This window comes from Amedibacillus sp. YH-ame6, from assembly GCF_053848845.1.
This window is the reverse complement of sequence record NZ_JBSPEZ010000012.1, coordinates 1-23821: the sequence shown is the minus strand read 5'-3', so window position 1 is coordinate 23821 and position 23821 is coordinate 1. Positions and strand designations below refer to the sequence as shown.

Annotated in this window: 33 protein-coding genes; 26 read left to right on the top strand and 7 right to left on the bottom strand. The window is 34.7% G+C overall.

Features of this window, described 5'->3' with window-relative positions; translation table 11 throughout:
• Nucleotides 1-13 precede the first annotated feature (13 nt).
• Nucleotides 14-412 (top strand): ribosomal maturation YjgA family protein, encoded by a 399-nt coding sequence (locus tag ACWG0P_RS09090; protein ID WP_455801456.1) that lies wholly within the window; start codon nt 14-16, stop codon nt 410-412.
• Between the two features lie 4 nt (nt 413-416).
• Here ACWG0P_RS09090 and aroF read toward each other — a convergent pair whose 3' ends face one another.
• From aroF to ACWG0P_RS09075, 3 genes are all read right to left on the bottom strand, one after another.
• Nucleotides 417-1433 (bottom strand): 3-deoxy-7-phosphoheptulonate synthase, encoded by a 1017-nt coding sequence (gene aroF, locus ACWG0P_RS09085; protein WP_455801455.1) that lies wholly within the window; start codon nt 1431-1433, stop codon nt 417-419.
• Between the two features lie 17 nt (nt 1434-1450).
• Nucleotides 1451-2716, bottom strand: a complete 1266-nt coding sequence (locus tag ACWG0P_RS09080) for a shikimate kinase (RefSeq protein ID WP_455801454.1) — start codon at nt 2714-2716, stop codon at nt 1451-1453.
• A 280-nt stretch (nt 2717-2996) separates the two neighbouring features.
• The gene (locus ACWG0P_RS09075; protein ID WP_455801453.1) at nt 2997-3902 is read right to left on the bottom strand and encodes a LysR family transcriptional regulator; all 906 of its coding nucleotides are present in this window, start codon (nt 3900-3902) and stop codon (nt 2997-2999) included.
• A gap of 152 nt (nt 3903-4054) precedes the next feature.
• Here ACWG0P_RS09075 and ACWG0P_RS09070 point away from each other — a divergent pair, with 152 nt between their 5' ends.
• The 9 genes from ACWG0P_RS09070 to gltA all read left to right on the top strand — a co-directional run bounded on the left by ACWG0P_RS09070 (nt 4055) and on the right by gltA (nt 14207).
• Nucleotides 4055-6049, top strand: a complete 1995-nt coding sequence (locus ACWG0P_RS09070) for an oxidoreductase (protein ID WP_455801452.1) — start codon at nt 4055-4057, stop codon at nt 6047-6049.
• Between the two features lie 32 nt (nt 6050-6081).
• Nucleotides 6082-6954 (top strand): shikimate dehydrogenase, encoded by an 873-nt coding sequence (locus ACWG0P_RS09065; RefSeq protein WP_455801451.1) that lies wholly within the window; start codon nt 6082-6084, stop codon nt 6952-6954.
• Nucleotides 6955-6974: 20 nt separating this feature from the next.
• A complete protein-coding gene (locus ACWG0P_RS09060) occupies nt 6975-8156 on the top strand; it encodes an MFS transporter (protein ID WP_455801450.1) in 1182 nt (393 codons plus the stop codon).
• Nucleotides 8157-8224: 68 nt separating this feature from the next.
• Complete coding sequence (locus ACWG0P_RS09055; RefSeq protein ID WP_455801449.1) at nt 8225-8746, top strand: TRAP transporter small permease; 522 nt, start codon at nt 8225-8227, stop codon at nt 8744-8746.
• Nucleotides 8743-10032: a TRAP transporter large permease gene (locus ACWG0P_RS09050; protein ID WP_455792462.1), complete on the top strand. Its 1290-nt coding sequence runs from the start codon at nt 8743-8745 to the stop codon at nt 10030-10032. The genes ACWG0P_RS09055 and ACWG0P_RS09050 overlap by 4 nt, the downstream gene beginning before the upstream one ends.
• Before the next feature lie 13 nt (nt 10033-10045).
• Complete coding sequence (locus ACWG0P_RS09045; protein WP_455801448.1) at nt 10046-11056, top strand: TRAP transporter substrate-binding protein; 1011 nt, start codon at nt 10046-10048, stop codon at nt 11054-11056.
• Between the two features lie 11 nt (nt 11057-11067).
• Nucleotides 11068-11829, top strand: coding sequence for a type I 3-dehydroquinate dehydratase (gene aroD / locus ACWG0P_RS09040; RefSeq protein WP_455801447.1), 762 nt, complete (start codon nt 11068-11070; stop codon nt 11827-11829).
• 148 nt (nt 11830-11977) lie between these two features.
• Nucleotides 11978-12820, top strand: coding sequence for a sulfide/dihydroorotate dehydrogenase-like FAD/NAD-binding protein (locus ACWG0P_RS09035; RefSeq protein ID WP_455801446.1), 843 nt, complete (start codon nt 11978-11980; stop codon nt 12818-12820).
• A 1-nt stretch (nt 12821) separates the two neighbouring features.
• On the top strand, nt 12822-14207 hold the full coding sequence (gene gltA / locus ACWG0P_RS09030; RefSeq protein ID WP_455801445.1) for an NADPH-dependent glutamate synthase: 1386 nt from the start codon (nt 12822-12824) through the stop codon (nt 14205-14207).
• A gap of 420 nt (nt 14208-14627) precedes the next feature.
• Here gltA and ACWG0P_RS09025 read toward each other — a convergent pair whose 3' ends face one another.
• From ACWG0P_RS09025 to ACWG0P_RS09010, 4 genes are all read right to left on the bottom strand, one after another.
• Nucleotides 14628-15713, bottom strand: coding sequence for a tyrosine-type recombinase/integrase (locus tag ACWG0P_RS09025; RefSeq protein ID WP_455801444.1), 1086 nt, complete (start codon nt 15711-15713; stop codon nt 14628-14630).
• The gene (locus tag ACWG0P_RS09020) at nt 15706-16104 is read right to left on the bottom strand and encodes an ImmA/IrrE family metallo-endopeptidase (protein WP_455801443.1); all 399 of its coding nucleotides are present in this window, start codon (nt 16102-16104) and stop codon (nt 15706-15708) included. Before ACWG0P_RS09020 ends, ACWG0P_RS09025 begins: the two co-directional genes overlap by 8 nt.
• A gap of 246 nt (nt 16105-16350) precedes the next feature.
• Nucleotides 16351-17097, bottom strand: coding sequence for a hypothetical protein (locus tag ACWG0P_RS09015; protein ID WP_455801442.1), 747 nt, complete (start codon nt 17095-17097; stop codon nt 16351-16353).
• 2 nt (nt 17098-17099) lie between these two features.
• Nucleotides 17100-17537, bottom strand: a complete 438-nt coding sequence (locus tag ACWG0P_RS09010; protein ID WP_455801441.1) for a helix-turn-helix domain-containing protein — start codon at nt 17535-17537, stop codon at nt 17100-17102.
• Between the two features lie 171 nt (nt 17538-17708).
• On the opposite strand from ACWG0P_RS09010, the gene ACWG0P_RS09005 reads away from it, so the two are divergent.
• The 16 genes from ACWG0P_RS09005 to ACWG0P_RS08930 form a co-directional block, all read left to right on the top strand.
• Nucleotides 17709-17912 (top strand): helix-turn-helix transcriptional regulator, encoded by a 204-nt coding sequence (locus ACWG0P_RS09005; protein ID WP_455801440.1) that lies wholly within the window; start codon nt 17709-17711, stop codon nt 17910-17912.
• Between the two features lie 15 nt (nt 17913-17927).
• Nucleotides 17928-18101: a hypothetical protein gene (locus tag ACWG0P_RS09000; RefSeq protein WP_455801439.1), complete on the top strand. Its 174-nt coding sequence runs from the start codon at nt 17928-17930 to the stop codon at nt 18099-18101.
• Between the two features lie 18 nt (nt 18102-18119).
• Nucleotides 18120-18284 carry a hypothetical protein gene (locus ACWG0P_RS08995; protein WP_455801438.1) on the top strand — a complete coding sequence of 55 codons (165 nt, stop codon included), beginning with the start codon at nt 18120-18122 and terminating at the stop codon, nt 18282-18284.
• A gap of 164 nt (nt 18285-18448) precedes the next feature.
• Nucleotides 18449-18904: a hypothetical protein gene (locus ACWG0P_RS08990; protein WP_455801437.1), complete on the top strand. Its 456-nt coding sequence runs from the start codon at nt 18449-18451 to the stop codon at nt 18902-18904.
• Complete coding sequence (locus tag ACWG0P_RS08985; RefSeq protein ID WP_455801436.1) at nt 18901-19122, top strand: hypothetical protein; 222 nt, start codon at nt 18901-18903, stop codon at nt 19120-19122. The genes ACWG0P_RS08990 and ACWG0P_RS08985 overlap by 4 nt, the downstream gene beginning before the upstream one ends.
• Nucleotides 19113-19406, top strand: a complete 294-nt coding sequence (locus tag ACWG0P_RS08980) for a hypothetical protein (protein ID WP_455801435.1) — start codon at nt 19113-19115, stop codon at nt 19404-19406. The genes ACWG0P_RS08985 and ACWG0P_RS08980 overlap by 10 nt, the downstream gene beginning before the upstream one ends.
• Nucleotides 19355-19717: a hypothetical protein gene (locus tag ACWG0P_RS08975; RefSeq protein WP_455801434.1), complete on the top strand. Its 363-nt coding sequence runs from the start codon at nt 19355-19357 to the stop codon at nt 19715-19717. Before ACWG0P_RS08980 ends, ACWG0P_RS08975 begins: the two co-directional genes overlap by 52 nt.
• Entirely contained in the window at nt 19718-19945 is a 228-nt protein-coding gene (locus tag ACWG0P_RS08970; RefSeq protein WP_455801433.1) for a hypothetical protein, read from the top strand.
• 1 nt (nt 19946) lies between these two features.
• Nucleotides 19947-20588 carry an AAA family ATPase gene (locus ACWG0P_RS08965; RefSeq protein WP_455801432.1) on the top strand — a complete coding sequence of 214 codons (642 nt, stop codon included), beginning with the start codon at nt 19947-19949 and terminating at the stop codon, nt 20586-20588.
• Nucleotides 20588-21076: a siphovirus Gp157 family protein gene (locus ACWG0P_RS08960; protein ID WP_455801431.1), complete on the top strand. Its 489-nt coding sequence runs from the start codon at nt 20588-20590 to the stop codon at nt 21074-21076. Before ACWG0P_RS08965 ends, ACWG0P_RS08960 begins: the two co-directional genes overlap by 1 nt.
• Nucleotides 21077-21089: 13 nt before the next feature.
• Nucleotides 21090-21671 (top strand): hypothetical protein, encoded by a 582-nt coding sequence (locus tag ACWG0P_RS08955; protein ID WP_455801430.1) that lies wholly within the window; start codon nt 21090-21092, stop codon nt 21669-21671.
• A 3-nt stretch (nt 21672-21674) separates the two neighbouring features.
• On the top strand, nt 21675-22334 hold the full coding sequence (locus tag ACWG0P_RS08950; RefSeq protein WP_455801429.1) for a putative HNHc nuclease: 660 nt from the start codon (nt 21675-21677) through the stop codon (nt 22332-22334).
• Nucleotides 22327-22644 (top strand): hypothetical protein, encoded by a 318-nt coding sequence (locus ACWG0P_RS08945; protein ID WP_455801428.1) that lies wholly within the window; start codon nt 22327-22329, stop codon nt 22642-22644. Before ACWG0P_RS08950 ends, ACWG0P_RS08945 begins: the two co-directional genes overlap by 8 nt.
• Nucleotides 22645-22694: 50 nt before the next feature.
• A complete protein-coding gene (locus tag ACWG0P_RS08940; RefSeq protein WP_455801427.1) occupies nt 22695-23015 on the top strand; it encodes a DUF1064 domain-containing protein in 321 nt (106 codons plus the stop codon).
• Nucleotides 23016-23025: 10 nt separating this feature from the next.
• Entirely contained in the window at nt 23026-23184 is a 159-nt protein-coding gene (locus ACWG0P_RS08935; RefSeq protein ID WP_455801426.1) for a hypothetical protein, read from the top strand.
• Nucleotides 23185-23227: 43 nt separating this feature from the next.
• Nucleotides 23228-23821 (top strand): hypothetical protein (locus ACWG0P_RS08930; RefSeq protein WP_455801425.1); only part of this gene is annotated, 594 nt, incomplete at its 3' end.

The window sequence follows — 23821 nt, the reverse complement described above, 5'->3', positions numbered from 1 at the left end:
TAGGAGGAATTTTATGGAAGTCAAACGTAAACGAGCATGGTGTCTCGTTGTTGTGTTTTGTATTATCATTGTAGGGCTTTATTCAAGAAGTACATATCCTTTTCAAATGTTTTTAAAAGCTTATTTAGGTGATGTCTTATGGACGAGTATGGTATATTTTCTACTAGTTTTATGTTTTCCTAATGTGAAAGCAAGTACTGCTTTTATAATTGCATTATTAGGTAGTTTTTTTGTTGAATTCTCACAACTCATATCCAATCCAATGCTAGATTATTTACGCACAACATTTCTTCGTTATATAATAGGTCAAGGATTTGTGTGGAGTGATCTTATTTGTTATTGTGTAGGTGCTGTTTTTGCGTATATATTGGATGTACAATGGATTTTTAAAGTAAAGAAAAAGAGGCCATAGCCTCTTACAAATCTCGTCCAATTACTTGGGCGATTTTTCTTCCTTTCTCAATAACATCCGCAAATCTTTCTGGTTTTAAAGATTGTGCTCCATCACTCCATGCATTCTCAGGGTCGTTGTGTACTTCAATGATGAGACCATCTGCCCCAGCTGCGATTGCCGCAAGGGAAGCACTTTCTACCAATCTCCAATCTCCAGTCGCATGACTTGGATCAATGACGATAGGTAAGTGGGTTTTTTCTTTGATAATTGGAATAACGCTTAAATCTAAGGTGTTTCGTGTATAGGTTTCAAACGTACGAATTCCACGTTCACAGAAAATCACATTTTCATTTCCCTCAGACATGATATATTCCGCAGCCATAATCCATTCTTCAATAGTATTTGCCAATCCACGTTTTAACAATACTGGTTTATTTACTTTTCCTACTGCCTTTAATAAATCGAAATTTTGCATATTACGTGCACCGATTTGAATCAAATCAACATGTTCTACGAATTCATCTATTTTATCTACGCTCATTAGTTCTGAAACGATAGGTAAATGATATTCGCTACGTGCATGTTCCATACAAGCGATACCTTCACTCCCCATTCCTTGGAATGCATAAGGACTTGTTCTTGGTTTATATGCACCACCACGTAACATATCTCCACCAGCTTTTTTTACATCTTTAGCAATTTGCATAATCTGGCTTTCTCCTTCGACGGAGCATGGGCCACCAATGACTACGATTTTTTCATTTCCTCCAATTTTAATACCAGCAACATCTACGATGGTATCTTCTGGATGGAATAAACGGTTTGCTTTTTTGTAAGGAGCCGCAATTCTTGTGACGTGTTCTACAAAAGGATGTGCTTTAATCAATTTGTCATCCAATTTTGATGTATCTCCAACAAGACCGAATACGTTGAATTCATCTCCTTGGATCATTGTAACTGTTAATCCTTTATCTTCAAAGTTACGTATGAGCTTTTCTACTTCTAATTTAGGTGCATCCTTCTTTAATGTAATAATCATACAATTTATCCTCTTTCTTAATCTGTGATAGCGGCCATGAGAATGCTACGATAGGCATCTTCAATTTCGTTCACTGTTTCTTCAATCTCCGTATTGTTTACTGCGATATATGCAGCATATTTTTGGTATAAGTGGTAACGTTCATCGTGTAGTTGTTGCAAAGCATCTTTACTTTTTGATAAAGGACGATTTGGATCAGCACTGATGAGTTTGTTAATATCACGATCAATAAAAATCGTAATTCCATTTTGGCGCAGGTAATCCATGTTGATTTTGTTCTTGATGGTTCCTCCACCAGTCGCAATGATTTTATTGTTTTCTTTTGCTAGTTCAATAGCAACTTCTGTTTCAATCGCACGGAATCCAGCTTCTCCAGATTCTTCGAAGATTTCTGGAATGCTCTTACCAGCTTTTTCTATAATTTTATCATCTAAGTCAATGAATTCTTTATTCATACGTTGTTCTAGCATTTTACCTATGGTTGTTTTTCCCGCACTAGGCATACCAATCAATACAATGTTACAACGTTGTTTCAACATATCTTGGAAAATCGTATCGATAACATCATCATCAACAGTCTTATCAAGGAAGTGTTCTACAGATTGTTTTGCTTGTGCAATTAACATTTCTAACCCCATAACACGTTGTATTCCTTCTTCCTGTGCTTCGAAGCATAAACGCGTAAGAATTGGATTATAGATGACATCCATTACACTCTTACAGTTTGGAAACATAGTGATATCGATAGGAGCATTGCCAATTTTTGGATACATTCCAATAGGGGATGTATTGATGATGATTTCTGCATCCAAATGCTTCGCAAAGCATTCATCATAAGAAATAGCACCATTTCCAGCAACGATATCTACGATGATCATTTCTTTTGCTTGTTCATGGTTTACGACTGCTTGAATAGCTGCAGATGCACCACCATTCCCAATCACAAGTACTTTTTTGCCTTGCATTTGTACGTTGTGTTTTTTCACCATATATAAGAAACCAGTAAAGTCAGTGTTATAGCCATGTAATTTACCATCACGGTTTACAATTGTATTCACAGCACCAATTGCTTTTGCATGTGGATCAATTTCATCTAGATAAGGCATAACATCCTTTTTGTAAGGAATCGTTACATTGATAGCAGTAAAGTCTTTCTTTTCCATAAAATCTTTGAACTCTTCTTTGTCCAAAGGAATCAAATCAAATTTGTAATCTGCAATTCTCTCGTGAATTTCTTTTGAAAAACTGTGTCCTAGTTTTTCACCTATTAGTCCATAACGCATATTTTCTCTCTCCTTGTTCTAATTTAGGGGTTGTAGATCCTATTTCAACAAAAAAAGCATCCGATAACTTCTCGATGCTTTTGTTATGCCCTGGATATCAAAATAAACCATCGTCTAAAAATGGTTTTCCAGGGCTATCTAAAGTAAAAATAATAAGATGATGTTGGGATAGAATTTTTCACTTGAATCACTCCTAATGGTTATAGAATACATCAATTGAGTTGGAATTGCAAGTATTTTTCATAAATTTTCAATATTTATGAAAAATACTGTAAATTTCTTACTTATGAATATGTAAGTTTTGTATTGTTGTGTGATGGATGATGTAATTACAGAACGTATGTACGGAAGGTGGAAGATAACGATTTTTTACGGTTGCTAAATAAATATAACGTTCATGGGGAGGATTGTTTATGCGAATTCGTTTGACTGCGAAATTATCAATCATTGCTATATCTGGAACAAGAGCAACTCCATAATTGATTGCCACAAGACCAATAACGGCACTATCTTCTTCTACTTCACAAATGATGTTAGGTGTAATATCTACTTCTTTAAAGAGACGTTCAATTAAAGGACGTATACCACTTTCCTTATCATAGAAGACAATCTTTTCATCCTTTATCATTCGTAAATCAATTTCATCATAGGAGGCGAGTGGATGATTTCTAGAAACAATTAAAACAACTTCTTCTTGCGCAATTGGTAAAAAGTTGATATCTGGTTGGTTCTCAACATAGGAACAAAAGGCAACATCATATTTTTCATCCTTCAAACCTTGTAAGATTTCAGTTGTATTTCCTTGTTTTAAGGAGAATTTAATATCCTTATTATCTTGTACGGAAAGAAAGTCTCGTATCAAGTGAGGGACATAGTGAGAGCCAAGGGTGTAAATAAATCCAAGATCAATCCATCCACTGTGTTGGGAAGATAAGTCAAGAATCCTTTTTTGTCCGATTTCAATTTCATTCAAGCCTTTGTTTACATATTCATAAAAGATCTTTCCATATTTGGTAAGACGAATATTTCTACCTTGCTTTTCAAAGAGGTAAATTCCTAATTGAGCTTCCAAAGTGTGTATAGCGTGCGAAAGGGAAGGTTGCGTTATGTTTAGTTGTTCTGCAGCATGTGTGTAGTGTTCACTTTGTGCGAGCACTTGAAAGTAATATAAATGGTTAAGGTTCATGAAATCAACTCCTTTTTAGTAATTATAGCTCAATCTATAGATAAAATCTATGAATAAAGTATAAATTATGAATTGTTTATATATAAAAGGAAACGTATAATGCAACTGTAACTTGTGAATAAGATAACATTCACAATAGAGGAGGTTGAATTATGGGAAAGTATTCTTCAATTTTTGAGCCATTGACTGTCAAGACGATGACGATGGAAAATCGTATGGTAATGACACCGATGGGGACAAACTTTGGTGAGCAAAACGGCGAAATGAGCTTTTTGCACATCAATTACTACGAACAAAGAGCAATGGGTGGTATTGGTTTAATTATTGTTGAGAATGCGTGTGTGGATTTTCCATGTGGTTCTAATGGTACTACACAATTACGCATTGATCATGATAACTATATTCCTAGACTTTATAAGTTAGTGGAAACCATTCATAAACACAACACAAGAATTGCCATTCAGTTGAATCATGCTGGAGCTAGTGCGATGGAAGAACGAATTGGTATGCAACCAGTATCGGCTAGTAATTTTCCTAATAAAAAAGGAGGAGCAATTCCTCGTCCTTTAACAAAAGAGGAAATACAGGATATTGCGAAACATTATGCGAAAGCCGCAAAACGTGCACAAATCATTGGATTTGATGCAGTAGAAATTCATGCAGGTCATTCTTATTTGATCAATCAGTTTTTATCACCACTAACCAATGATAGAAGTGATGAATTTGGTGGATCGCCTGAAAATCGTGCAAGATTCGCGAGTCTTGTTATGCAAGAAGTACGTGATGCAGTGGGACCTAATTTTCCAATCATTATGCGCATTAGTGCAGATGAGTTCTTAGAGGGTGGAAATACCTTAGAAGATATGTTAGAAGTATTGCCTTACTTTGAAAAAGAAGCGGATATTATTGATGTATCTTGTGGATTGTCAGATTCTATTCAATATCAAATTGATGCCAATTTCTTAGAGGATGGATGGCGTTCTTACATGGCGAAAGCAGTGAAAGACAAATTCCATAAAGTAGTTATAACGACAGGTAATATACGTGATCCTCAAGTTGCACAAGATATCCTACAACGTGGAGATAGTGATTTGATTGGTATGGGACGTCAATGTATTGCGGATCCAAGTTGGACCAACAAAGTACATTATGGAAAAGAAGATCAAATTCGTAAATGTATCTCTTGTAACATTGGATGTAGTGGACATCGCATTGGTTTAAATCGTCCAATTCGTTGTAGCGTAAATCCTAGTGTTAATGAAGGTGAAGAATACCGCGAACTGAAAGTAAAACAACCGTGTAATGTCGTTGTTATTGGTGGAGGTACAACGGGACTTGAAGCAGCATGTAGTGCAGCGGAAGTTGGATGTACGACTTTCTTAATTGAAAAAGAAGATCATCTTGGAGGATTGAGTGTTGAAATTTCTAAAATCCCAGATAAGAAACGTCTTCGCGATTTCCCAGATTATTTAATACATCGTGCAGAAAATTTACGTAATTTGATTACCTTAACGAATACAGAAGCAAATGTAGACTTTATCAAAATGTTGAAACCAGATATTATTGTCAATGCGACAGGTTCTACACCATTGTTGCCACCAATTAACGGATTAAGAGAAAAAATTGACCAAAAAGGTGGACATGTGAAAGGTATTTTAGGTATGATACAACATATCGACACTTACCCTGAAGACATGAAAAATAAACGTATTTGTGTTGTAGGTGGTGGAGCTGTTGGTCTTGATGTGGTAGAATTCTTTGCGAAACGTGGTGCAGATGTAAGCATTGTAGAAATGTTACCTGTGGTTGGTAAAGATTTAGATACTGTGACCAAAGTGGGAACGTATGATATGTTAGAAAAACATCATGTACAAGTATTAACAAGTACGGCATTACAAGAAGTAAAAGATGATTGCTTTGTTGTGAAACAAGGGGAAGAGATTGTTGAATTGCCATTCGATGAAGGGTTTGTTTGCTTGGGAATGCGTGCGTATTCACCAATCATCAACGAACTAATGGAAACGTTCAAAGAAGTAGATGTGGATATCGTGAATATTGGAGATAGCATGAGAGCTAGACGTATTATCGATGGAGTTGCAGAAGGACGTAACATTATCAATATATTAAAGAAAAGAGAATTTCTATAAGATACGCAAGGATAGCGTAAGGAGGAAAATATATGAGCGAAAGAATTACAGGACACACAGAACTAATTGGATTGATTGCGACACCAATTCGTCATTCAAAATCACCAACTATGCATAATGAAGCATTTGCAAAATTAGGATTAGACTATGCATATCTTGCATTTGAAGTTGGAAATGAAGAATTAGAAGATGCAGTAAAGGGATTCAAAGCATTAAAAGTACGTGGGTACAATGTTTCTATGCCAAATAAAACAGTCATTGGTCAATACCTTGATCATTTATCTCCAGCTGCTGAACTTTGTGGCGCTGTAAATACTGTAGTAAATGACAATGGAGTATTAACAGGTCATATTACGGATGGTATTGGTTACATGCGTGCATTACAAGATAATGGGATTGATGTCATTGGTAAGAAAATGACGATTGTTGGTGCTGGAGGAGCTGCAACTGCAATCGAAATTCAAGCTGCACTAGATGGTGTAAAAGAACTTTCTATCTTTAATCGTCGTGATGAATTTTGGGAAAGAGCACAACAGAATGTAAAAAACATCAATGAAAAAACAAATTGTAAAGCAACCTTATATGACTTAGCAGATTGTGAAGCATTGAAACGTGAAATTGAAAGCAGTTATTTGTTTACCAACGCTACAGGTGTGGGGATGAAACCATTAGAAGGAAGTATGATCATTCCAGATGCTAGCTATTTACGTAAAGACTTAATCGTAAGTGATGTAGTTTATATGCCAACGAAAACAAAAATGTTAGAAGTGGCGGAAGAAATTGGATGTAAATGTATGAATGGTTTAGGGATGATGTTATATCAGGGTGCTGCGGCATTCGAATTATGGACAGGAAAAGAAATGCCAATCGATTACATGAAAGAAATTTTAGATATTAAATTTTAAGGATAGGATGAGGGAAAATTATGAATAAGAAATATTATCCAAGTGCTTTTATACTTTATTTGAACTACTTTATACATGGGATAGGGTGTTCAATATTGGGACAAGCAGTTATTAAAGAAATGTTAGTAGAACAATGGGGTGTTGGAATCGACTCTATTGGGCAAGTAACAATGGTTGCGGCAGCTCTTGGATTGGGACGTTTGATTTCACTTCCAATATCAGGTCCATTATCTGATAAAATGGGAAGAAAAGTATCTTCTTTGATTGGGATTGCTTCTTATGCAATTTTCTTCATAGGAATTGCATGTTCTCCAAATATGTGGGTAGCTTATGCTGCGGCTATATTAGGAGGAATTGCGAACTCTTTCTTAGATACAGGTGTTATTCCAGCGTGTGTAGAAATCCTACAACCACGTTCTTCACTAGCAACTATGTTAACAAAATTCTTTATATCAGCAGCGCAGTTGTTACTACCATTTATGTTAGGTGCACTTGCGGGAGCAAGTTTATCTTATAATACACTTCTTTATATTTGTGGTGTTGCGATTGTTATCATCGGTGCGTTAGTTGTATTTGCTCCACTTCCAAAAATGGAAAAGAGTGCTGGAGAAAAAGCACCAGGTTTGATAGAAAATATCCGCAATTCAAAATTTACAGTGGAAAGTATTGCACTTGTTGTCATTGGATTTACATGTACAGCAACATTCCAACTTTGGTTGAACTGTGCACAAACATTTGCGAAAGATTTAGCAGGAGTACAAGATCCAGGAATGATGCAAACGTATTATTCTTTTGGTTCCTTAGCAGCTATCATTGTAACAGCATCATTAGTATCAAAGATCAAAGGCGTACGTTTCTTATTTGTGTATCCTTTGATTACATTGGTTTCACTAGCACTAGTTTACTTCATGCGTAGTGAAACTATGTGTTATATTGGTGCAGCACTTGTAGGATATAGCGCAGGTGGTGTAATCTTACAATTAGTAACTGCAACCGCAAATGATTTGTTTCCAAAAATCAAAGGAACCATCACAAGTATTGTTATGATTCTATCTTCTTTATCTAACTATACGATTCTTTCTTTGGCAGGGAATATGAATTCAGAATCTATTCTTATGATGAATATTGGAATCACTTGTGTGGGTGTATTATTAGCATTGTTTGTAAATATGCGTTTTACTAGACTTTCTGTACAGAAGTAGCTTTTTTTGGAAAGAATTGTTATAATTACAAAAATTGGAATCATGATTGTGATAAAGGAGGAAATCAAATGAAACTAATACGTTGGTTGGATGATAATCTTGAAGAGTATTTGTTGATTATTCTATTGTGTTCGATGACCATTATTATGGGTGTTCAAATTTGTTCACGCTATGTATTCAACGCATCTTTGAGTTGGTCGGAAGAATTAACTAGATATCTGTTTATATGGTCTGCGTTCATCAGTATTGCATATTGTATAAAAAAATGGATTTCTATTAAAATCGATCAAATTATTAATATGTTACCAAAACATGTATATATTGTCTTTCAACTTATTTTGAACATTATATTATGCGTTTTCTTCCTATATCTAAGCGTGCATGCATTCTCTTATTTACAAATGAGCATTGCATCTGCACAAAAAAGTCCTGCATTAGGACTTCCAATGTATGTGGTACAAGTAGCACCTCTCGTTGGTTTTTCTCTTGCTTCACTTCGTTCCTTTCAACAAATTGTATTGGAATGTAAAAACATTGTACATTACATACAACATAAAGATGTAACCATCGAAAAGGGAGGGAAGTTATGATACAAGGTATTTTAGTCTTATTTATTATTTTACTTCTTATCTCTGTGCCAATTGCTTGTACGTTAGGGATTGTATCCATAACTCCTTCTTTGATTGATCCAAACTTTCAAATTAGTGTAGAATATATTATTCGTTCTATGTTAGGTGGTATTGATTCCTTTCCGCTCTTAGCTGTTCCAATGTTTGTATTATCTGGAATTTTAATGGCAAAGGGTGGCGTTTCTAAGAAACTGTTCGATGTGTTCTCGTTCTTTTTAGGGAAACATACAGGTGGTATGCCTTGTGCAGTCATTGTTACTTGTTTGTTTTATGGAGCAATTTCTGGAAGTGCGCCTGCAACTGTAGCGGCAGTAGGAAGTATGACCATTCCTTTATTAATACGTATGGGGTATGATAAAACATTCGTCACTGCATTGGTGGCGGTTGCGGGAGGACTTGGGGTTATTATTCCGCCAAGTATTCCATTTATCTTATATGGTATGGCATCAGGTGCTAGTGTTGGGAAAATGTTTATGGCTGGTATTGTACCAGGCTTGTTAATTGCTTCCTTATTGATGTTATATGCAATTTATCACTGTAAACGTTATGGTGAAGATAGCGAAAAAATAGATTTAGAAGTAAATGCATTGCATGAAAAAGGATTTAAGAAAGTATTCCTAGATAGCTTTTGGGCACTGCTTACACCAGTGATAATTCTAGGATGTATTTATACAGGGGTAGCTTCACCTACCGAGGCAGCTGTTATTTCAGTGTTCTATGCGTTGATTATTTCAATGTTTGTATATCGCACATTGAAATTCTCAGACTTAAAAGGAGTCCTTGTAGAATCTATTCGTACATTTGCGCCAATCTTATTTATTCTAGCGGCAGCGGTAGCGTTCTCTAGAGTGATTACCTTATTACAAATACCACAAAGTGCTGGTGATTTTATATTACATACATTCTCAGGGAAAGTATCTGTCTTAATCGTAATCAATATTTTGTTATTGATTGTGGGAATGGTGATGGACACAAGTCCAGCAATCCTCATATTAACACCAATTTTATTACCGATTACAAATGCATTGGGTATTGACCCTGTTCATTTTGGTATCATCATGGTTGTAAATTTAGCAATCGGATTTGTGACACCACCAATTGGAATCAATTTATTTGTAGCCAGTTCTTTAACGGAAGTACCTGTTATGCAAATCGCAAGAAAAGCAGCTCCACTTATTGCCTTCTTCTTATTAGCATTATTGGTGATCACGTTTGTACCTGCAATTTCCTTGTGTTTAGTAGGTTAGAAAGGAGTACATTATGAAACGAAAAATGAACATATTCTTTCTTGTGGGTTGCCTTTCATTGGTAAGCGGATGTACTCAAAAAATAGAAGATCCAGTTGCGGCATCCAAACGATACCCATGGATTATTGCGACCGATTCACCTGCTGACACAGTAACTTCTATCTTCGCAAATAAATTTGCGGAAGAAGTTGAGCGTTTAAGTGATGGAGAAATTCAAATGGAAGTGTATGAAAATGGAACTTTAGGTGGAGATCGCGAATTGATTGAAAGCTGTATGGGAGGGGATATCTCCTTTATATTACAAAATACAGCACCACAAGTAAGCTTCATTCCAAAACTTGCAATCTTTGATTTACCAGTTGCGTATACATCCATTGATAAATTACGAACAACACTTGATGATACAAATTTTATGAATATGATCAATCAAGTATATGAAGAACATGGATTTCGTTTGTTAGGGCTAGGGGATCAAAGTTTCCGTGTTATGACAACGAATGAAAAAATAACAGATGTCAATGATTTTAAAGGACAAAAGATTCGTACAATGGAAAATAAAAATCATATTGCTTTCTGGCAATCCATTGGTGCAAATCCAACACCTATGACATTTTCAGAAGTATATATCGGGCTTCAACAAGGAACCATAGATGCGCAAGAAAATCCATACGAAGTTGTTGTTTCTGGTAAAATCTATGAACAACAAGACTATATTGTACAAACCAACCATTTGCCACATTTGCTTTCCTTAATTGTAAACAATGATTTTTATGACTCTTTACCAGATGATGCAAAAGCCATTGTGGATGAAGCGAGTGAAAATGCTAAACAATATGCAAGACAACAAGCAGATAAAAGAGTTTCAGATCGTTTAAAAATCATTACCGATAGTGGAACAGATATCATCGAAGTAGATCAAACAATGATTGAACAATTACGTAATAAAGCCAGTGGTGTATATGAAACCATACGTAAACAAGCTGGTGAAGAACTATATGAAGCATATACCAAACATATGGAATAGGAGGAATCATTATGAATACAATCAAAACTAGAAATATTGTAATTGGAGAAGGAATGCCAAAAATTTGTGTACCAATCGTTGGAAAAACATCGGCAGAACTTATGCAAGAAGTAGCGGAATTAGCAAATATCGAAGTAGATATCGTTGAATGGAGAATGGATTGGTTTGATGAAGTAGAATCCATCGAAGCAGTGGTTGAGATGTTACATGAACTTCGTACTGCGCTGAACAATACAACTTTACTGGCAACCTTTAGAAGTAAAAAAGAAGGTGGAGAAAAAGAAGTATCGACTGCATTCTATACGGAACTAAACAAAGCAGTCATTTCTACAAAAGAAGCAGATTTAATTGATGTGGAATTGTTTACAGGAGATGATAGTGTTAAAGATATCATCGCTTGTGCAAAAGAACATGGAGTTTATGTGGTTATGTCAAACCACGATTTTGCGAAAACGCCTGCCTACGAAGATATCATTGCTCGTCTTACTCGTATGCAAGATATGAATGCAGATATTTTAAAGATTGCGGTTATGCCACAAAGTAAGAATGATGTAATAGAATTGTTACGTGCTACCAATGATATGTATGAGTTACATGCACATCAACCAATCATCACTATGTCTATGGCTGGAACAGGTGCATTATCTAGAATGTGTGGAGAAGTTTTCGGTTCTAGTGTTACCTTTGGCGCAGCAAAAAAAGCAAGTGCCCCTGGACAGATGGCAGTACAAGATTTAAAGAACGTATTGGAAATTGTTCATAAGAGTATTTAAAAGTGCTGATAAAGCACTTTTTCATTAATAATGATACAAAAATAATGCAAGTTATTGTTGAATAAAAGAATGAAAAAAGGTACAATAATTACAGTGATGGAAGATTTTTCATCAGGAAAATGTAAAAAAGTTTCAGGAAGGAGAGACTATGTACAAGATTGTTAAGAAAGAGATTTTGAATCCTACCGTAACGAAAATGGTTGTGGAAGCACCTGTCGTTGCGAAAAAAGCACAAGCAGGACAATTTATTATTCTGCGCGTACATGAAGAGGGAGAACGTATTCCATTGACGATTGCTGATTATGATCGCGAAAATGGTACTATAACCATTATTTTTCAAATCGTTGGAAAAACAACTATGTTGTTGAACAACTTGAATGAAAATGATTGTATTTTAGACTTTGTTGGTCCTTTGGGGAAACCATCCCATGTGGAAGGTTTAAAAAAGGTTTGTGTAATTGGTGGAGGAGTTGGTTGTGCTATCGCATACCCAACAGCAAAAGCATTGCATGACAATGGAGCAGAAGTTACTGTTATCACGGGATTCAGAAATAAGGATTTAGTAATCCTTGAAGATGAATTCAAAAAGGTAAGTACACATGCCTATTTGGTAAGTGATGATGGAAGTACTGGAACAAAAGGCCTTGTAACAAATGTATTAGAAGAATTGATTAACAATGGTGAAGAGTTTGATGAAGTAATCGCAATTGGACCACTTATCATGATGAAATTTGTATGTGCTCTTACTAAAAAATATAACGTTAAGACAGTGGTTAGTATGAATCCAATCATGATTGATGGAACCGGAATGTGTGGAGGATGTCGTTTAACTGTTGGCGGAGAAACAAAATTCGCTTGCGTAGATGGTCCTGATTTTGATGGTCATGAAGTTGATTTTGATGAAGCAATGTCTAGAGGAGCGACATATCGTGACTTTGAAGCTCACGAACGTGATTCTGCGTGTAATCTAATGAATAAGGGGGTAGCTTAAGATGCCTAATATGTCATTGAAAAAATTAGAAATGCCTGTACAAGATCCTAATATCAGAAGAAACAACTTCGAAGAAGTTGCATTAGGATATACAAAAGAAATGGCAATGGAAGAAGCACAACGCTGTTTACATTGTCCTACAAAACCATGTATTAGTGGTTGTCCAGTTTCTGTTAATATCCCTGACTTTATTGAAGAAGTGAAAAATGGAGATTTTGAAAAAGCATATCATATTATCCATGAAACAAGTTCTTTACCTGCAGTTTGTGGACGTGTTTGCCCACAAGAGACGCAATGTGAACAAAAATGTGTTCGCGGAGTAAAAGGGGAAGCAGTTGCAATTGGTCGTTTGGAACGCTTTGTTGCAGATTGGTATCGTGAAAACGTAAATGAAGCACCTGCAAAACCAGTTAGCAATGGTCATAAGGTAGCGGTTGTTGGTGCAGGTCCAGCTGGACTTACATGTGCTGGTGATCTTGCGAAAAAAGGATATCAAGTATCTGTATTTGATGCATTACATGTAGCAGGTGGTGTTTTGATGTATGGAATACCAGAATTTCGTTTACCAAAAGCAATTGTACAAAACGAAATCGAAGGTTTGAAAAAGATGGGTGTTGATGTACAAACAAATGTTGTAATCGGGAGAAGTGAATCTGTAGATGATTTATTTGAAGCAGGATATGAATCCATCTTCATCGGTAGTGGAGCTGGACTTCCTAATTTCATGAATATGCCAGGTGAAAACTTAAAAGGTGTTTATTCAGCAAATGAATTCTTGACTCGCTGTAATCTTATGAAAGCCTACAAAGAGGGTGTAGATACACCAATTCAACGACCAAAAAGAGCGGTTATTGTTGGTGGAGGAAATGTAGCTATGGATGCTGCTAGATGTGCAAAACGTTTAGGTGTAGAAGAAGTTACGGTAGTATATCGTCGTAGTATGGAAGAACTTCCAGCTCGTAAAGAAGAAGTAGAACATGCGATGGAAGAGGGAATCATCTTCAATCTATTAACAAATCCTGTACGTGTCCTTGGAAATGAACAAGGATGGGTTACTGGAATGGAATGCGTGAAAATGGAACTAGGTGAGCCAGATGAAAGTGGTCGCCGTCGTCCTGTAGAAATGAAAGACAGCAATTTCGTTCTAGATGTAGAGTGTATGATTATGGCAATTGGTACTTCACCAAATCCACTTATCCGTTCTACTACAGAAAATTTAGAAACAAACCGTAAAGGATGTATCGTTGCGGATGAAAACGGTAAAACAACTCGTGAAGGCGTATTTGCTGGAGGAGATGCAGTAACTGGTGCAGCAACCGTAATCTTAGCTATGGGTGCTGGTAAAAAAGCAGCTGCCGCAATGGATGACTATATCCAAAACAAATAAGATCTTAAAAGTTATACGCAAGTATAGCTTTTTTATATTTGTAGCATTGGAAAGGAACACAAGAATAAATGGAAGGGTTTACATTTTGTATAAATAGTGTTATTATGATTGTAGAAATAAGGTTCTTATTTCTACAATCATGGTACTGGCCTTGCTATGATTGATCTGAAATGTGTGTATTCCTTTACATTCCTTCCTTTTATTGTAATGTACACAAATTTCAAAACCTTGTATTCATATCGATTTCCTTTCGATAACCTAGTAAAAAGAACGTCCTCGTGGCGTTCTTTTTATATTTATGTAGAATATATGCTTTATTTAAGGGGATTTTATGTATTTCATATGATACACATTTTTAGTTCGAAATTAGATGAATCCAATTAAATATGAATTGTATCTCACAAATAACTCACAATTATCTCACAAATCAATCTTTTCGATCGCTTTTTTCAGTTCATCAATATCTTTGTGTATGTAGGTGTCTTCTGTAGTTTTGTAATTTGCGTGTCCTATCATCTTTTTTATACTTGTTTTGTTGGCGTCTGAATTACTTAATAAGGTTGCAAATGAATGACGCCCATCATGAGGTAAATGATTGAATCCAAGACGTTGCATAAGGGGATTAAAAACAAATGTACGATAATGCGCATATGTCATATGTTTTCCATTCTTATCACAAACAAGATATTTGTTGCTCTTTTTATACAGCGATTTAACTAATGGTAATACTTTTGAATGAATAGGAACTATTCTGCCTTTACCAGCATCCGTCTTCATGCCCCCTTTTATAACATTCAGTTCAAAATTAACATCGCTAATTTTTATGTCCAGGAGTTCACTTGGTCGATATCCTCCATAAATCATCATAAGGACTGTTTCTACGCCCTCTAATGCGTTTAAATTAGACCATAATGTTTCTATTTCATTTTTGGTAAATGGCTTGTGTATGCTTGCCTTATCTCTTATATAATTATTCACTTTAATATATATAGAGTAATCTTTATTTACAATATCATTCATCATAGCATACGCGTACATTTGGTGTAGTAGGGTAGTGTACTTGTGAAGACTTCCTTTTGCTAGTTTTTCTTTATCAACTATGGTCTGTAAGTGAATCAGCTTAATTTTTGCAAAAGGCACATCATACAGTTCTGCGAATTTGCTATAAGCCCATTTGTATTTAGTTATTGATGATTTGGATAGATTTTTAAATTTCTGTTCACTCCACAAATCAAATATGTTTTTAAACGTCAATTCATTTATTTTGGATTCATCTATAAATTTAGTTGGATCGCTTTTGAAATTAAGCAAACAAAGATTTGCTTCCTCCTCGGTTTCAAAATATCCAAGTGTTTTATATACTTGTCGATATTTCTTCTTTAAATTAGGTGCATACTCTGTTCGTTCGTGAATCTTTGCTACCCACGGTTTTCGTCTGTGTCCTCCGAGATTATATACAGTACCGTATCCATTAGGTTTTCTAAAAGTCTTTTTTGTTCTAGGCATTTCTACCACCTCCACACAATCCTAACATATAAAACTGCATGTATATCTCTCTATTTTGTGAGATATATTGAATAACTTCATTCGCTACACAATTAGGACAACCTTTTTCTTCCCATTCTTTACGAGTTTTCCCACACATTAAACACGCGTAAGTGTTGGCTCTAATTTCCGACATATTTCGCTTTTCAGTGCAAAAAAAAGCACTTTGCACATTTTCAATGAAATAATGTCCCAATTCGTGCAGTAGTACAAAGTTTGCATATTTTTTATCAATCTTATTATTGATAAATATGTAATTCTCTTTACCTTTCAAGATAACACCGTAAGCATTATCTAACGGAATGTTGAATTTTTTTATTCCCTCCCTTTTTACGATTTGTTCCGCTTCCAAATTTGCACACTTTTTAAGTGCATTGACTATAACCATCATTATAGCCCCCTTTCTTCTATATCCACTATACCAAACGCATTGTATACATATCGTTGGTAAAATATGGAAATTATAAAATAGCACATATAGAAGTAAAAAATATAAAAAAAGGGACTATTTAGTTCATGAAATATTATATTTTTTTACAATGATTAAAACACTTAATATTATTTTACATAAATTGTAATAATCACTATAAAAAAACCGTCATGCGACGGCTTCTGTAGATTTCTTTTTCATTTGTGAGTAGCCTACAAACGATAAAACCATTTGGATAATAACAAAGAAGAAATAAATGAACATAAATACCATTGATACTGCATAAAGAATAGCACCAGTCAAAACAAATCCGCGTTTATTCATTGCGATACCTAGTCCGTTGAATATAGTTGCTATACCTACACAGATTGCGTGAGGCATAATAAGAATAGAACCAATCGCAATACCAACGTTTTCTGCATCGCTAGCCCCAGTGCCATTTATAGACACGATATAAAATATTAAATATAGTGTGTATAGCGCACCAAGAACGAACGAAATAGTAACTGGAATATTTTTTGGTTTGTAAGTCCTTGTTGCTTTTTTAACTTTTTTAACTTTTTCTGATTTTGGTACTTTAATTTTTTCGGGAATTTTTGATGTATTACTTTCTGTTTTTATCGGTTCAGTTACCGAAGGTGTTTCTACAACGATAGGAATTACTTTTTCAATTTCTTTTTTAGTTGGAACTTTGTATGTATCTTCTTTTAATGCAACTGTACTGCCACTTACTTTGCTTATTTTAGGAAATACACATAAAAATACGATACCCGCAATAAGAAAGGCGTATCCCATAATAGTTGATATGGTATCATCTATACCTTTTATATAGATCATTGATAGAATTAAAAGCCCAGCAAACAAAAAAACAAACGCATCAAATACGCATAATAGTTTTAATTGTTTATTTTCCATAATCATTTTCCTCCCTCAATGGCTTTTGCCATGTTGATTATATCTGTTTCACTCAATTCCGATACCCCTTCTTTTAATTGAGTGTATACAGCTAAGTTATTAGCTTTCAATACATTAAGCGCCCATTCATATTCGTTAAATGCGTTAGGAAAGGCGCTTTTTAGCGTATCTACCATACGTTTACGTGTTTGTGCATCCACATTACTCATGGCTTTGTTTATTTCCATAGCTTCATGAAAAAGGCTATTGTCATTATCTAATAAAAAATCTATAGAAACATTAAAATGATTTGCAAGTTTTTTTACAGTATATATATCGGGCGTTCTATGTTCTTTTTCCCATTTTCCATAAGTGGTTTCATTGACCCCAAAAAGTGAAGCCATTTCTTTTATTTTTAGATCGCTATTTTCTCGCAGCCGTTTTATCTTTTCTCCAAACATATTGACACCTCTGTTCTCGTGATTTTAACTGTATTATACCAAGACGTAAGGTCTTTTTTTTATAAACGGACAAATAGTACGGAAAAGTCTTGACAATGTACTAAATGTCTTGTAATATGTAGTTAACAAGACTGATTGTACGGAAAATAAAATCATCTTGTTGATTATAACATGAAAGGAGTTGGTAGTTTGCGAGAATGGTTGATTGAATGCAGAAAAAACAAAGGTCTTTCTAAAAGCCAAGTAGCTGAATTAGTAGGTGTGCAATGTTCGGTTATCGGAAAGTACGAACGTGGCGAACGTAGACCATCCCCCGAAGTAGCCAAGAAACTTGGTAAACTTCTCAAATTTAACTGGACGAAATTTTATTCGTAGAAAGGAGAATATATCTTGAAAGGCTATGTAAATCAGTACCGTTTAACTGTAACAGATAAAAACAACACTATCATACGAAGATTCTTTGGTATGGACGAGAATGAATTATATGAGCGTTTTGAAATGTGGGTTATAAAACAGGGCATATCAAGAGAAGAAATGAAAATATCATTGACTCCAGTATATTAAATGGAAAGGAGAATAACCATGTTCAAAGTTGGCGATGATGCAATTTTACATGATAAAAATTGTGATTTCAAAGTGATTGTAAAAAGTGTATTCACACTTCATGGAGAAACCTATTGTCAAGTTGCACCAAGAGAGTTTGAAGCTTTCACAAGAGAAGTAAATGTTAAACAATTATCAAAATAAAAATGAATTGCGCTAACCGATCAAAGTAATTGCAATTCATCCCTAGGAATAAACGCAGACATACGTCTTTTGTTTACATAGATATTATAACAAACATTTATGTAAATGTAACATACAAAATGTGATTGTAAAGCGTTTATCTCACAATTTGAAAGGAGATTTACATGAATTTAGTAAAAGAAGCTATTGAAAAAGCGCAAGAAAGCAATAAAGAACTCTACAGTATAGAAAAGATTTCGCTCGCTTGTGCAATCAGTCCTAGCACATTAAGTAATTATAAATCGGGGTTGAGATTAGCGCCACCCGATGTAATTGTATCATTATCTGCTTATCTTCATGATTTAGGTTTAAGAGATAGGTATTGCGCACAAGAGTGTCCTATTGGCAAATGTAAAAATCCTAATGGATATTGTCAAAGAGATTTACAAACACTTGGTTTTATGAGTGGTGATAAAGGAAAAAGCTTTATAGCCATGTTTGAAGAAATTTCTAAAATTTACGCAGACGGAGAAAGAACACGCGATGAAGAATTATTATTTAAACAAAACAATTTAGAGTGGCTATATCAAGCTGATGAACTCGTGAGAAATCTTATCAATTTTTGCGAAGGAATAAAATGATATTCATTACCACAAAGGAAGCGTGTGAAATTTTAAATAACGAGATTTGTCCTACTGCATTACAAGCGTGGATACGGCAAGGGAATTGCCCTCTAGGTGTCTATATCAAAAAAAGCGGTACAAGGCGCGGTAATTATAAATGTTTTAAAGACGTTGTCGAAACAGTTGCAAAGGAAGGATTCGTGAAGTTACAAGAAAGGATGATGTTATGCGATTAAAAATTAAGAACTTTACAATAGTAGTTATGAGCTTCGTGATATTGCTGTTGTTTTGCACAAATATTTATACAAAACATTTGTTAGTAAGAGCAACGGAAGAATATGAAGTAGTAAGAACTATGTCTACCAAGGATGATGAAAAGTTAATCATTGGGCATATAAGTATGGCCCTAAAGAAATCGAATGAACATCTCTTGCAGTATGTTACTTGGATAACTCAATCAAGAACTATATGGATTTTAGAACAATCACAGACACCACATCAAAACAATATGAAATTGTAAACAACTCATACATTGAAAATGGATTGTTATATTACGACGGTGCTATTTGCGTTGCTTTAGGTTCTGTATATGGAGAGGTTGGGACTATTTATAGAATAACGTTAGAAAACGGGAATCAAATCAAAGTTATAAAAGCGGATGAAAAATCCGACGCACATACATACAACGGATGTAACAACTCGAATGGTTCAATTTTAGAGTTGATAGTCGATACAGAAACAATGGATCAATTCGTTATGCAAATGGGCGACTATAATCACAGCACATTGTTTAATGGAAACATAGTAACAATAGAAAAGGAAGTGAATTAAATGAATCAAACACAAGAACGTAATTTTAATTCGTTAGAGGTAGCTTCTCTTACACCGTTAGAACCAGCCGAAGCTGATGGAAAAACGGAAGAAAGAAAGAGTATGATTCAAGATGCTTTATATAGTTTGAATGAATGTATAAGTAGTTTATATTCATTAGATGAAAAGTTGATTGCAATGGACTTGGAGGAATTTAGACAATCTATTGCAGATTTAAAGGAGGCATAATATGGCAAAAGTCATAGCAATAATGGGAGAAAGTGGAAGTGGTAAAACTACATCCATGAGAAACTTAAATCCCGACGAGACATACTACATTGATTGCGACAGAAAAGGTCTTTCTTGGAAAGGCTGGAAAGAGCAATACAATAAGGAGAAAAAGAACTATCTTCAAAGTGATGATGCTAATTACATCATGAGTGTAATGGATGGTATCAGTAACAAATGTCCCCATATAAAAAATATTATCGTAGATACGATTAACGGTGTTATGGTGGGAGACGAAATGAGGCGTTGCAAAGAAAAAGGTTATGACAAATGGATGGACCTAGCACAGTGTATATGGAATATGGTTGATGGCGCTCCATTCTTACGTGAAGACTTAAATATTATCTTTGTTGCACATACACAAACAGAACGTGACGAAAGTGGATTTATATTTACACGAATCAAAACAAGTGGTAAAAAAATCGACAAGATTTGTTTAGAAAGTAAGTTCACAACAATCTTATTATCGAAGGCTGTTGGAGGCAAATATGTATTTGAAACACATTCAAACAATAGCACAGCAAAGACGCCAATGGGAGCATTCGAAACTGATGAAATAGATAACGATATTGTAGAAGTATTAAAGGCATTGGAGGACTACTAATGAGAAGCCTATATGAAATTGACAAAGAATACTTAGAATTATTCAACAGATTTGATCCCGAGACTGGAGAAGTCTTGTTTACGGATGAGGAGTTAGATTCAATCAAACAAGAGTTTGAAACAAAAGCAGATAATATTGCTTGTTTAATCAAGGATAAAAAATCATTGATTGATGCTAGAAAAGCTGAAATGAAGACGCTTAAAGAAAGAAATGATTTAGAAGAGAAACAAGTAGATAGATTATGTAACTATCTTGTACGTTCAATGCTGATGCGTAATAAGAAGAAACTTGAAACTGCTCGTAATTTGATTAGTACTAGAAATTCAAAGTCAGTATTTATCGAAAATGAATCACTAATTCCAAAGGAATATTTGAAAAAGAAAATTGAGAAATTTCCAATGAAAAAAGAAATTGGAGAAGCATTGAAAAATGGTTTGAATGTTGCTGGTTGTAAATTACAAGAAAACACGAGCTTAATCGTGAAATAGGAGGAATTTAATAATGGAACCAATTAACGGATGGAATGAAATAGAAGAAGCTGGTAGCTTTGAACAAATCGAATTAGGAGGTCATATTTGCGTCATTAAAGGTGCAAGATGCGAAAAAACAAAGTCGGGTAATGATATGATCGTTGTCGCTTTTGACTTTGCTCCCGAAGATAAACAAGCTGGATATTTCAAAAATTTATTTGAAATGGATAAGAAACGAGATCCCGAATCGAAATGGAAAGGTACATATTATCAAGGACTTAGAACAGAACAATCAACACCATTCTTCAAGGCTTTCATTAACCGCATAATTGAATCCAACAATGGATATCAATGGAGTTGGGATGAAAGTACACTTGTTGAAAAGAAATTTTGCGGTGTATTTGGGCGTGAGCAGTATCAAAATTCTAAAGGGGATTTGAAATTTTCAACAAAATGTATGCAAGTCCGTGCTATTACTGATTTGGATATTGTTACTCCTCCAGCTGATAAATTGATTAACGGTACAACGTCACGACAGAATGATCTTCCATCTGCACAAAATCATTATAGTACTGGTGCTTTGGACATTTCTAGTGATGATTTGCCATTCTAAACAATGGCAAGAATTTCAAAAAAAGACGGTAATTATATACTAAATGATTACCGTCTAAAAACTACAGATGATATGTTCCTTGATTGTGGAGAGAGCATTGAGGTAGATGTTCAAATATCGGATAAACGTATCATAAGCGATCAACAACGCAAATTCATATTCGCACTATGTAATGATATGGAATATTACACAGGAAGCGACAGCGAGTACATGCGATTAGTAATGCAACAATACAATGCGGATTTAAGAGAAATTGAAATTGAGAGTTTATCAAATTGTAGTGTAACATACGCAAACGGCTTGATAAGCACAATTATAAATTTCTGCATTGATAAAGAAATACCTATCACAAGAAAAAATATTGACGATTATGGTTATTCATTCAGCGAAAAGCAAACATACACGATGGCACTGAAAAGAATATGCGTTATTTGCGGTCGTAGAGCGGACATTCATCATGTAGACCATATTGGTATGGGGAACGATAGAAAAGCCGTCTCACACGTTGGAAAGCGTTCCTTACCATTATGTAGAGAACACCATAGAGAATGTCACACGGTAGGAGAAGAAACATTTATTACAAGGTATCATTTAACACCATTTATTATTGATGAAAAAATGGAATATTTCATAAAGAAAGGAAAATTGAAAACGCATGAGTAAAATTAAATTTGATAGTACAGAAGCATTGGTTTTGAGTGTTTTGGAAAATTATCCTTTTACAAGAAACAGCGATCAAATCCTAGAATGTGTAATTGTTGAACAAATGGGATTTGGAGAATACTCGTTTAGTGAAATTATGATGCGTCGAAGAGAGTTAGGAATACCTAAATTCTCAACCATAGAACGAGTGAGAAGAAAATTACAATCTAAGTATCCAAATTTGAAAGCTAATGAAGTAGTTACACAGGCTAGAATGGATTTGCAAGCAGAATATAAGCAGTACGCAAAGAATGGTTGTGCGTATCAATAGTTAACTATCCAAACGGGCAGAAATACACTGGCAACATAACACCTCTTAAAATGCCTAAAAAGAGCAAATACGGCTCTGTCAAAAAAAGCGTTAATGGAATCGTGTTTGACAGTAAAAGAGAATCCAACAGATATCAAGAAATTATAGTACTGGAGCAAGCTGGAGAAATAAAAAATCTTCGCTTGCAAGTACCATTTGAGTTAATACCAAAAAGCAAATATGGAATGCCAATACGATATATAGCAGACTTCGTATATCACGAGAATGAACAGCTTATCGTAGAAGATGCAAAAGGAGTAAGAACTCCAGTATATAAGATCAAAAGGCGTCTTATGGCAGAAGTTTATGGAATACAAATAAAAGAAACCTAGGAGGAAACAAATGAAATATTACAGACGTAAGCATGAATTAAAGAATGGTGTTAGAACAGCAAAAAGAAATTGCAGAATTGTTCTAAACTCAATCAAAAGACAACGTGGAGAAGAATCTATATCACGTGGATATTCAAAATTATTATCATTCATCAAGTTAGCGAAATAAAAGATTTGTAAGTATGAAAACAAACAGATCGAGGTGGTAAAAATTGGAGGAACTAGGAACATATATAAGTCTGTTTCGCAAGTTTAAAGATTGGGAGTGGTATAAAGATGTTCCTACAAAAGTGGTGTTCATTCATTGCCTAATCAAAGCAAATTTCAAAGCATTAAAGTATAAAGGAAGAGTGATTGAGAGAGGGCAATTTGTTACTTCTCTCGACACTTTATCTAAAGAAACAGGTTTGTCAAAGCAACAAGTTAGAACAGCGTTGAAAAAGCTAAATTCAACACAAGAGTTAACACAAACTACAACACAAAGAGAAACTACAATATGTGTAGTAAATTACGACAAATATCAAATGTTTAGAGATACAAGCAACACAGACGTTAACACAAACGATAACATCGTAGCAACATCTTATCAACATCATAGCAACATCTTATCAACAACAAGTAATAAAGATAATAACAATAATAAGGGAAATAAAGATAATAAAAAAGAGTATGGAACATTAAAAAATGTTCTCCTCACAGATGATGAATATTCAAAGATTATTGAATTGAATTTATTATCCTACATCGATGATTTATCTTTATACATTCCTAATAAAAAAGGAAAACCTTATGTGAATCATTATGCC

Excerpts from the sequence above, each read along its gene's own strand:
- ACWG0P_RS09090 (WP_455801456.1), top strand. The coding sequence starts at position 14 with ATGGAAGTCAAACGTAAACGAGCATGGTGTCTCGTTGTTGTGTTTTGT.
- aroF (WP_455801455.1), bottom strand. The coding sequence starts at position 1,433 with ATGATTATTACATTAAAGAAGGATGCACCTAAATTAGAAGTAGAAAAG.
- ACWG0P_RS09080 (WP_455801454.1), bottom strand. The coding sequence starts at position 2,716 with ATGCGTTATGGACTAATAGGTGAAAAACTAGGACACAGTTTTTCAAAA.
- ACWG0P_RS09075 (WP_455801453.1), bottom strand. The coding sequence starts at position 3,902 with ATGAACCTTAACCATTTATATTACTTTCAAGTGCTCGCACAAAGTGAA.
- ACWG0P_RS09070 (WP_455801452.1), top strand. The coding sequence starts at position 4,055 with ATGGGAAAGTATTCTTCAATTTTTGAGCCATTGACTGTCAAGACGATG.
- ACWG0P_RS09065 (WP_455801451.1), top strand. The coding sequence starts at position 6,082 with ATGAGCGAAAGAATTACAGGACACACAGAACTAATTGGATTGATTGCG.
- ACWG0P_RS09060 (WP_455801450.1), top strand. The coding sequence starts at position 6,975 with ATGAATAAGAAATATTATCCAAGTGCTTTTATACTTTATTTGAACTAC.
- ACWG0P_RS09055 (WP_455801449.1), top strand. The coding sequence starts at position 8,225 with ATGAAACTAATACGTTGGTTGGATGATAATCTTGAAGAGTATTTGTTG.
- ACWG0P_RS09050 (WP_455792462.1), top strand. The coding sequence starts at position 8,743 with ATGATACAAGGTATTTTAGTCTTATTTATTATTTTACTTCTTATCTCT.
- ACWG0P_RS09045 (WP_455801448.1), top strand. The coding sequence starts at position 10,046 with ATGAAACGAAAAATGAACATATTCTTTCTTGTGGGTTGCCTTTCATTG.
- aroD (WP_455801447.1), top strand. The coding sequence starts at position 11,068 with ATGAATACAATCAAAACTAGAAATATTGTAATTGGAGAAGGAATGCCA.
- ACWG0P_RS09035 (WP_455801446.1), top strand. The coding sequence starts at position 11,978 with ATGTACAAGATTGTTAAGAAAGAGATTTTGAATCCTACCGTAACGAAA.
- gltA (WP_455801445.1), top strand. The coding sequence starts at position 12,822 with ATGCCTAATATGTCATTGAAAAAATTAGAAATGCCTGTACAAGATCCT.
- ACWG0P_RS09025 (WP_455801444.1), bottom strand. The coding sequence starts at position 15,713 with ATGCCTAGAACAAAAAAGACTTTTAGAAAACCTAATGGATACGGTACT.
- ACWG0P_RS09015 (WP_455801442.1), bottom strand. The coding sequence starts at position 17,097 with ATGGAAAATAAACAATTAAAACTATTATGCGTATTTGATGCGTTTGTT.
- ACWG0P_RS09010 (WP_455801441.1), bottom strand. The coding sequence starts at position 17,537 with ATGTTTGGAGAAAAGATAAAACGGCTGCGAGAAAATAGCGATCTAAAA.
- ACWG0P_RS09005 (WP_455801440.1), top strand. The coding sequence starts at position 17,709 with ATGAAAGGAGTTGGTAGTTTGCGAGAATGGTTGATTGAATGCAGAAAA.
- ACWG0P_RS08995 (WP_455801438.1), top strand. The coding sequence starts at position 18,120 with ATGTTCAAAGTTGGCGATGATGCAATTTTACATGATAAAAATTGTGAT.
- ACWG0P_RS08990 (WP_455801437.1), top strand. The coding sequence starts at position 18,449 with ATGAATTTAGTAAAAGAAGCTATTGAAAAAGCGCAAGAAAGCAATAAA.
- ACWG0P_RS08985 (WP_455801436.1), top strand. The coding sequence starts at position 18,901 with ATGATATTCATTACCACAAAGGAAGCGTGTGAAATTTTAAATAACGAG.
- ACWG0P_RS08980 (WP_455801435.1), top strand. The coding sequence starts at position 19,113 with ATGCGATTAAAAATTAAGAACTTTACAATAGTAGTTATGAGCTTCGTG.
- ACWG0P_RS08975 (WP_455801434.1), top strand. The coding sequence starts at position 19,355 with ATGGATTTTAGAACAATCACAGACACCACATCAAAACAATATGAAATT.
- ACWG0P_RS08970 (WP_455801433.1), top strand. The coding sequence starts at position 19,718 with ATGAATCAAACACAAGAACGTAATTTTAATTCGTTAGAGGTAGCTTCT.
- ACWG0P_RS08965 (WP_455801432.1), top strand. The coding sequence starts at position 19,947 with ATGGCAAAAGTCATAGCAATAATGGGAGAAAGTGGAAGTGGTAAAACT.
- ACWG0P_RS08960 (WP_455801431.1), top strand. The coding sequence starts at position 20,588 with ATGAGAAGCCTATATGAAATTGACAAAGAATACTTAGAATTATTCAAC.
- ACWG0P_RS08955 (WP_455801430.1), top strand. The coding sequence starts at position 21,090 with ATGGAACCAATTAACGGATGGAATGAAATAGAAGAAGCTGGTAGCTTT.
- ACWG0P_RS08950 (WP_455801429.1), top strand. The coding sequence starts at position 21,675 with ATGGCAAGAATTTCAAAAAAAGACGGTAATTATATACTAAATGATTAC.
- ACWG0P_RS08945 (WP_455801428.1), top strand. The coding sequence starts at position 22,327 with ATGAGTAAAATTAAATTTGATAGTACAGAAGCATTGGTTTTGAGTGTT.
- ACWG0P_RS08940 (WP_455801427.1), top strand. The coding sequence starts at position 22,695 with ATGCCTAAAAAGAGCAAATACGGCTCTGTCAAAAAAAGCGTTAATGGA.
- ACWG0P_RS08935 (WP_455801426.1), top strand. The coding sequence starts at position 23,026 with ATGAAATATTACAGACGTAAGCATGAATTAAAGAATGGTGTTAGAACA.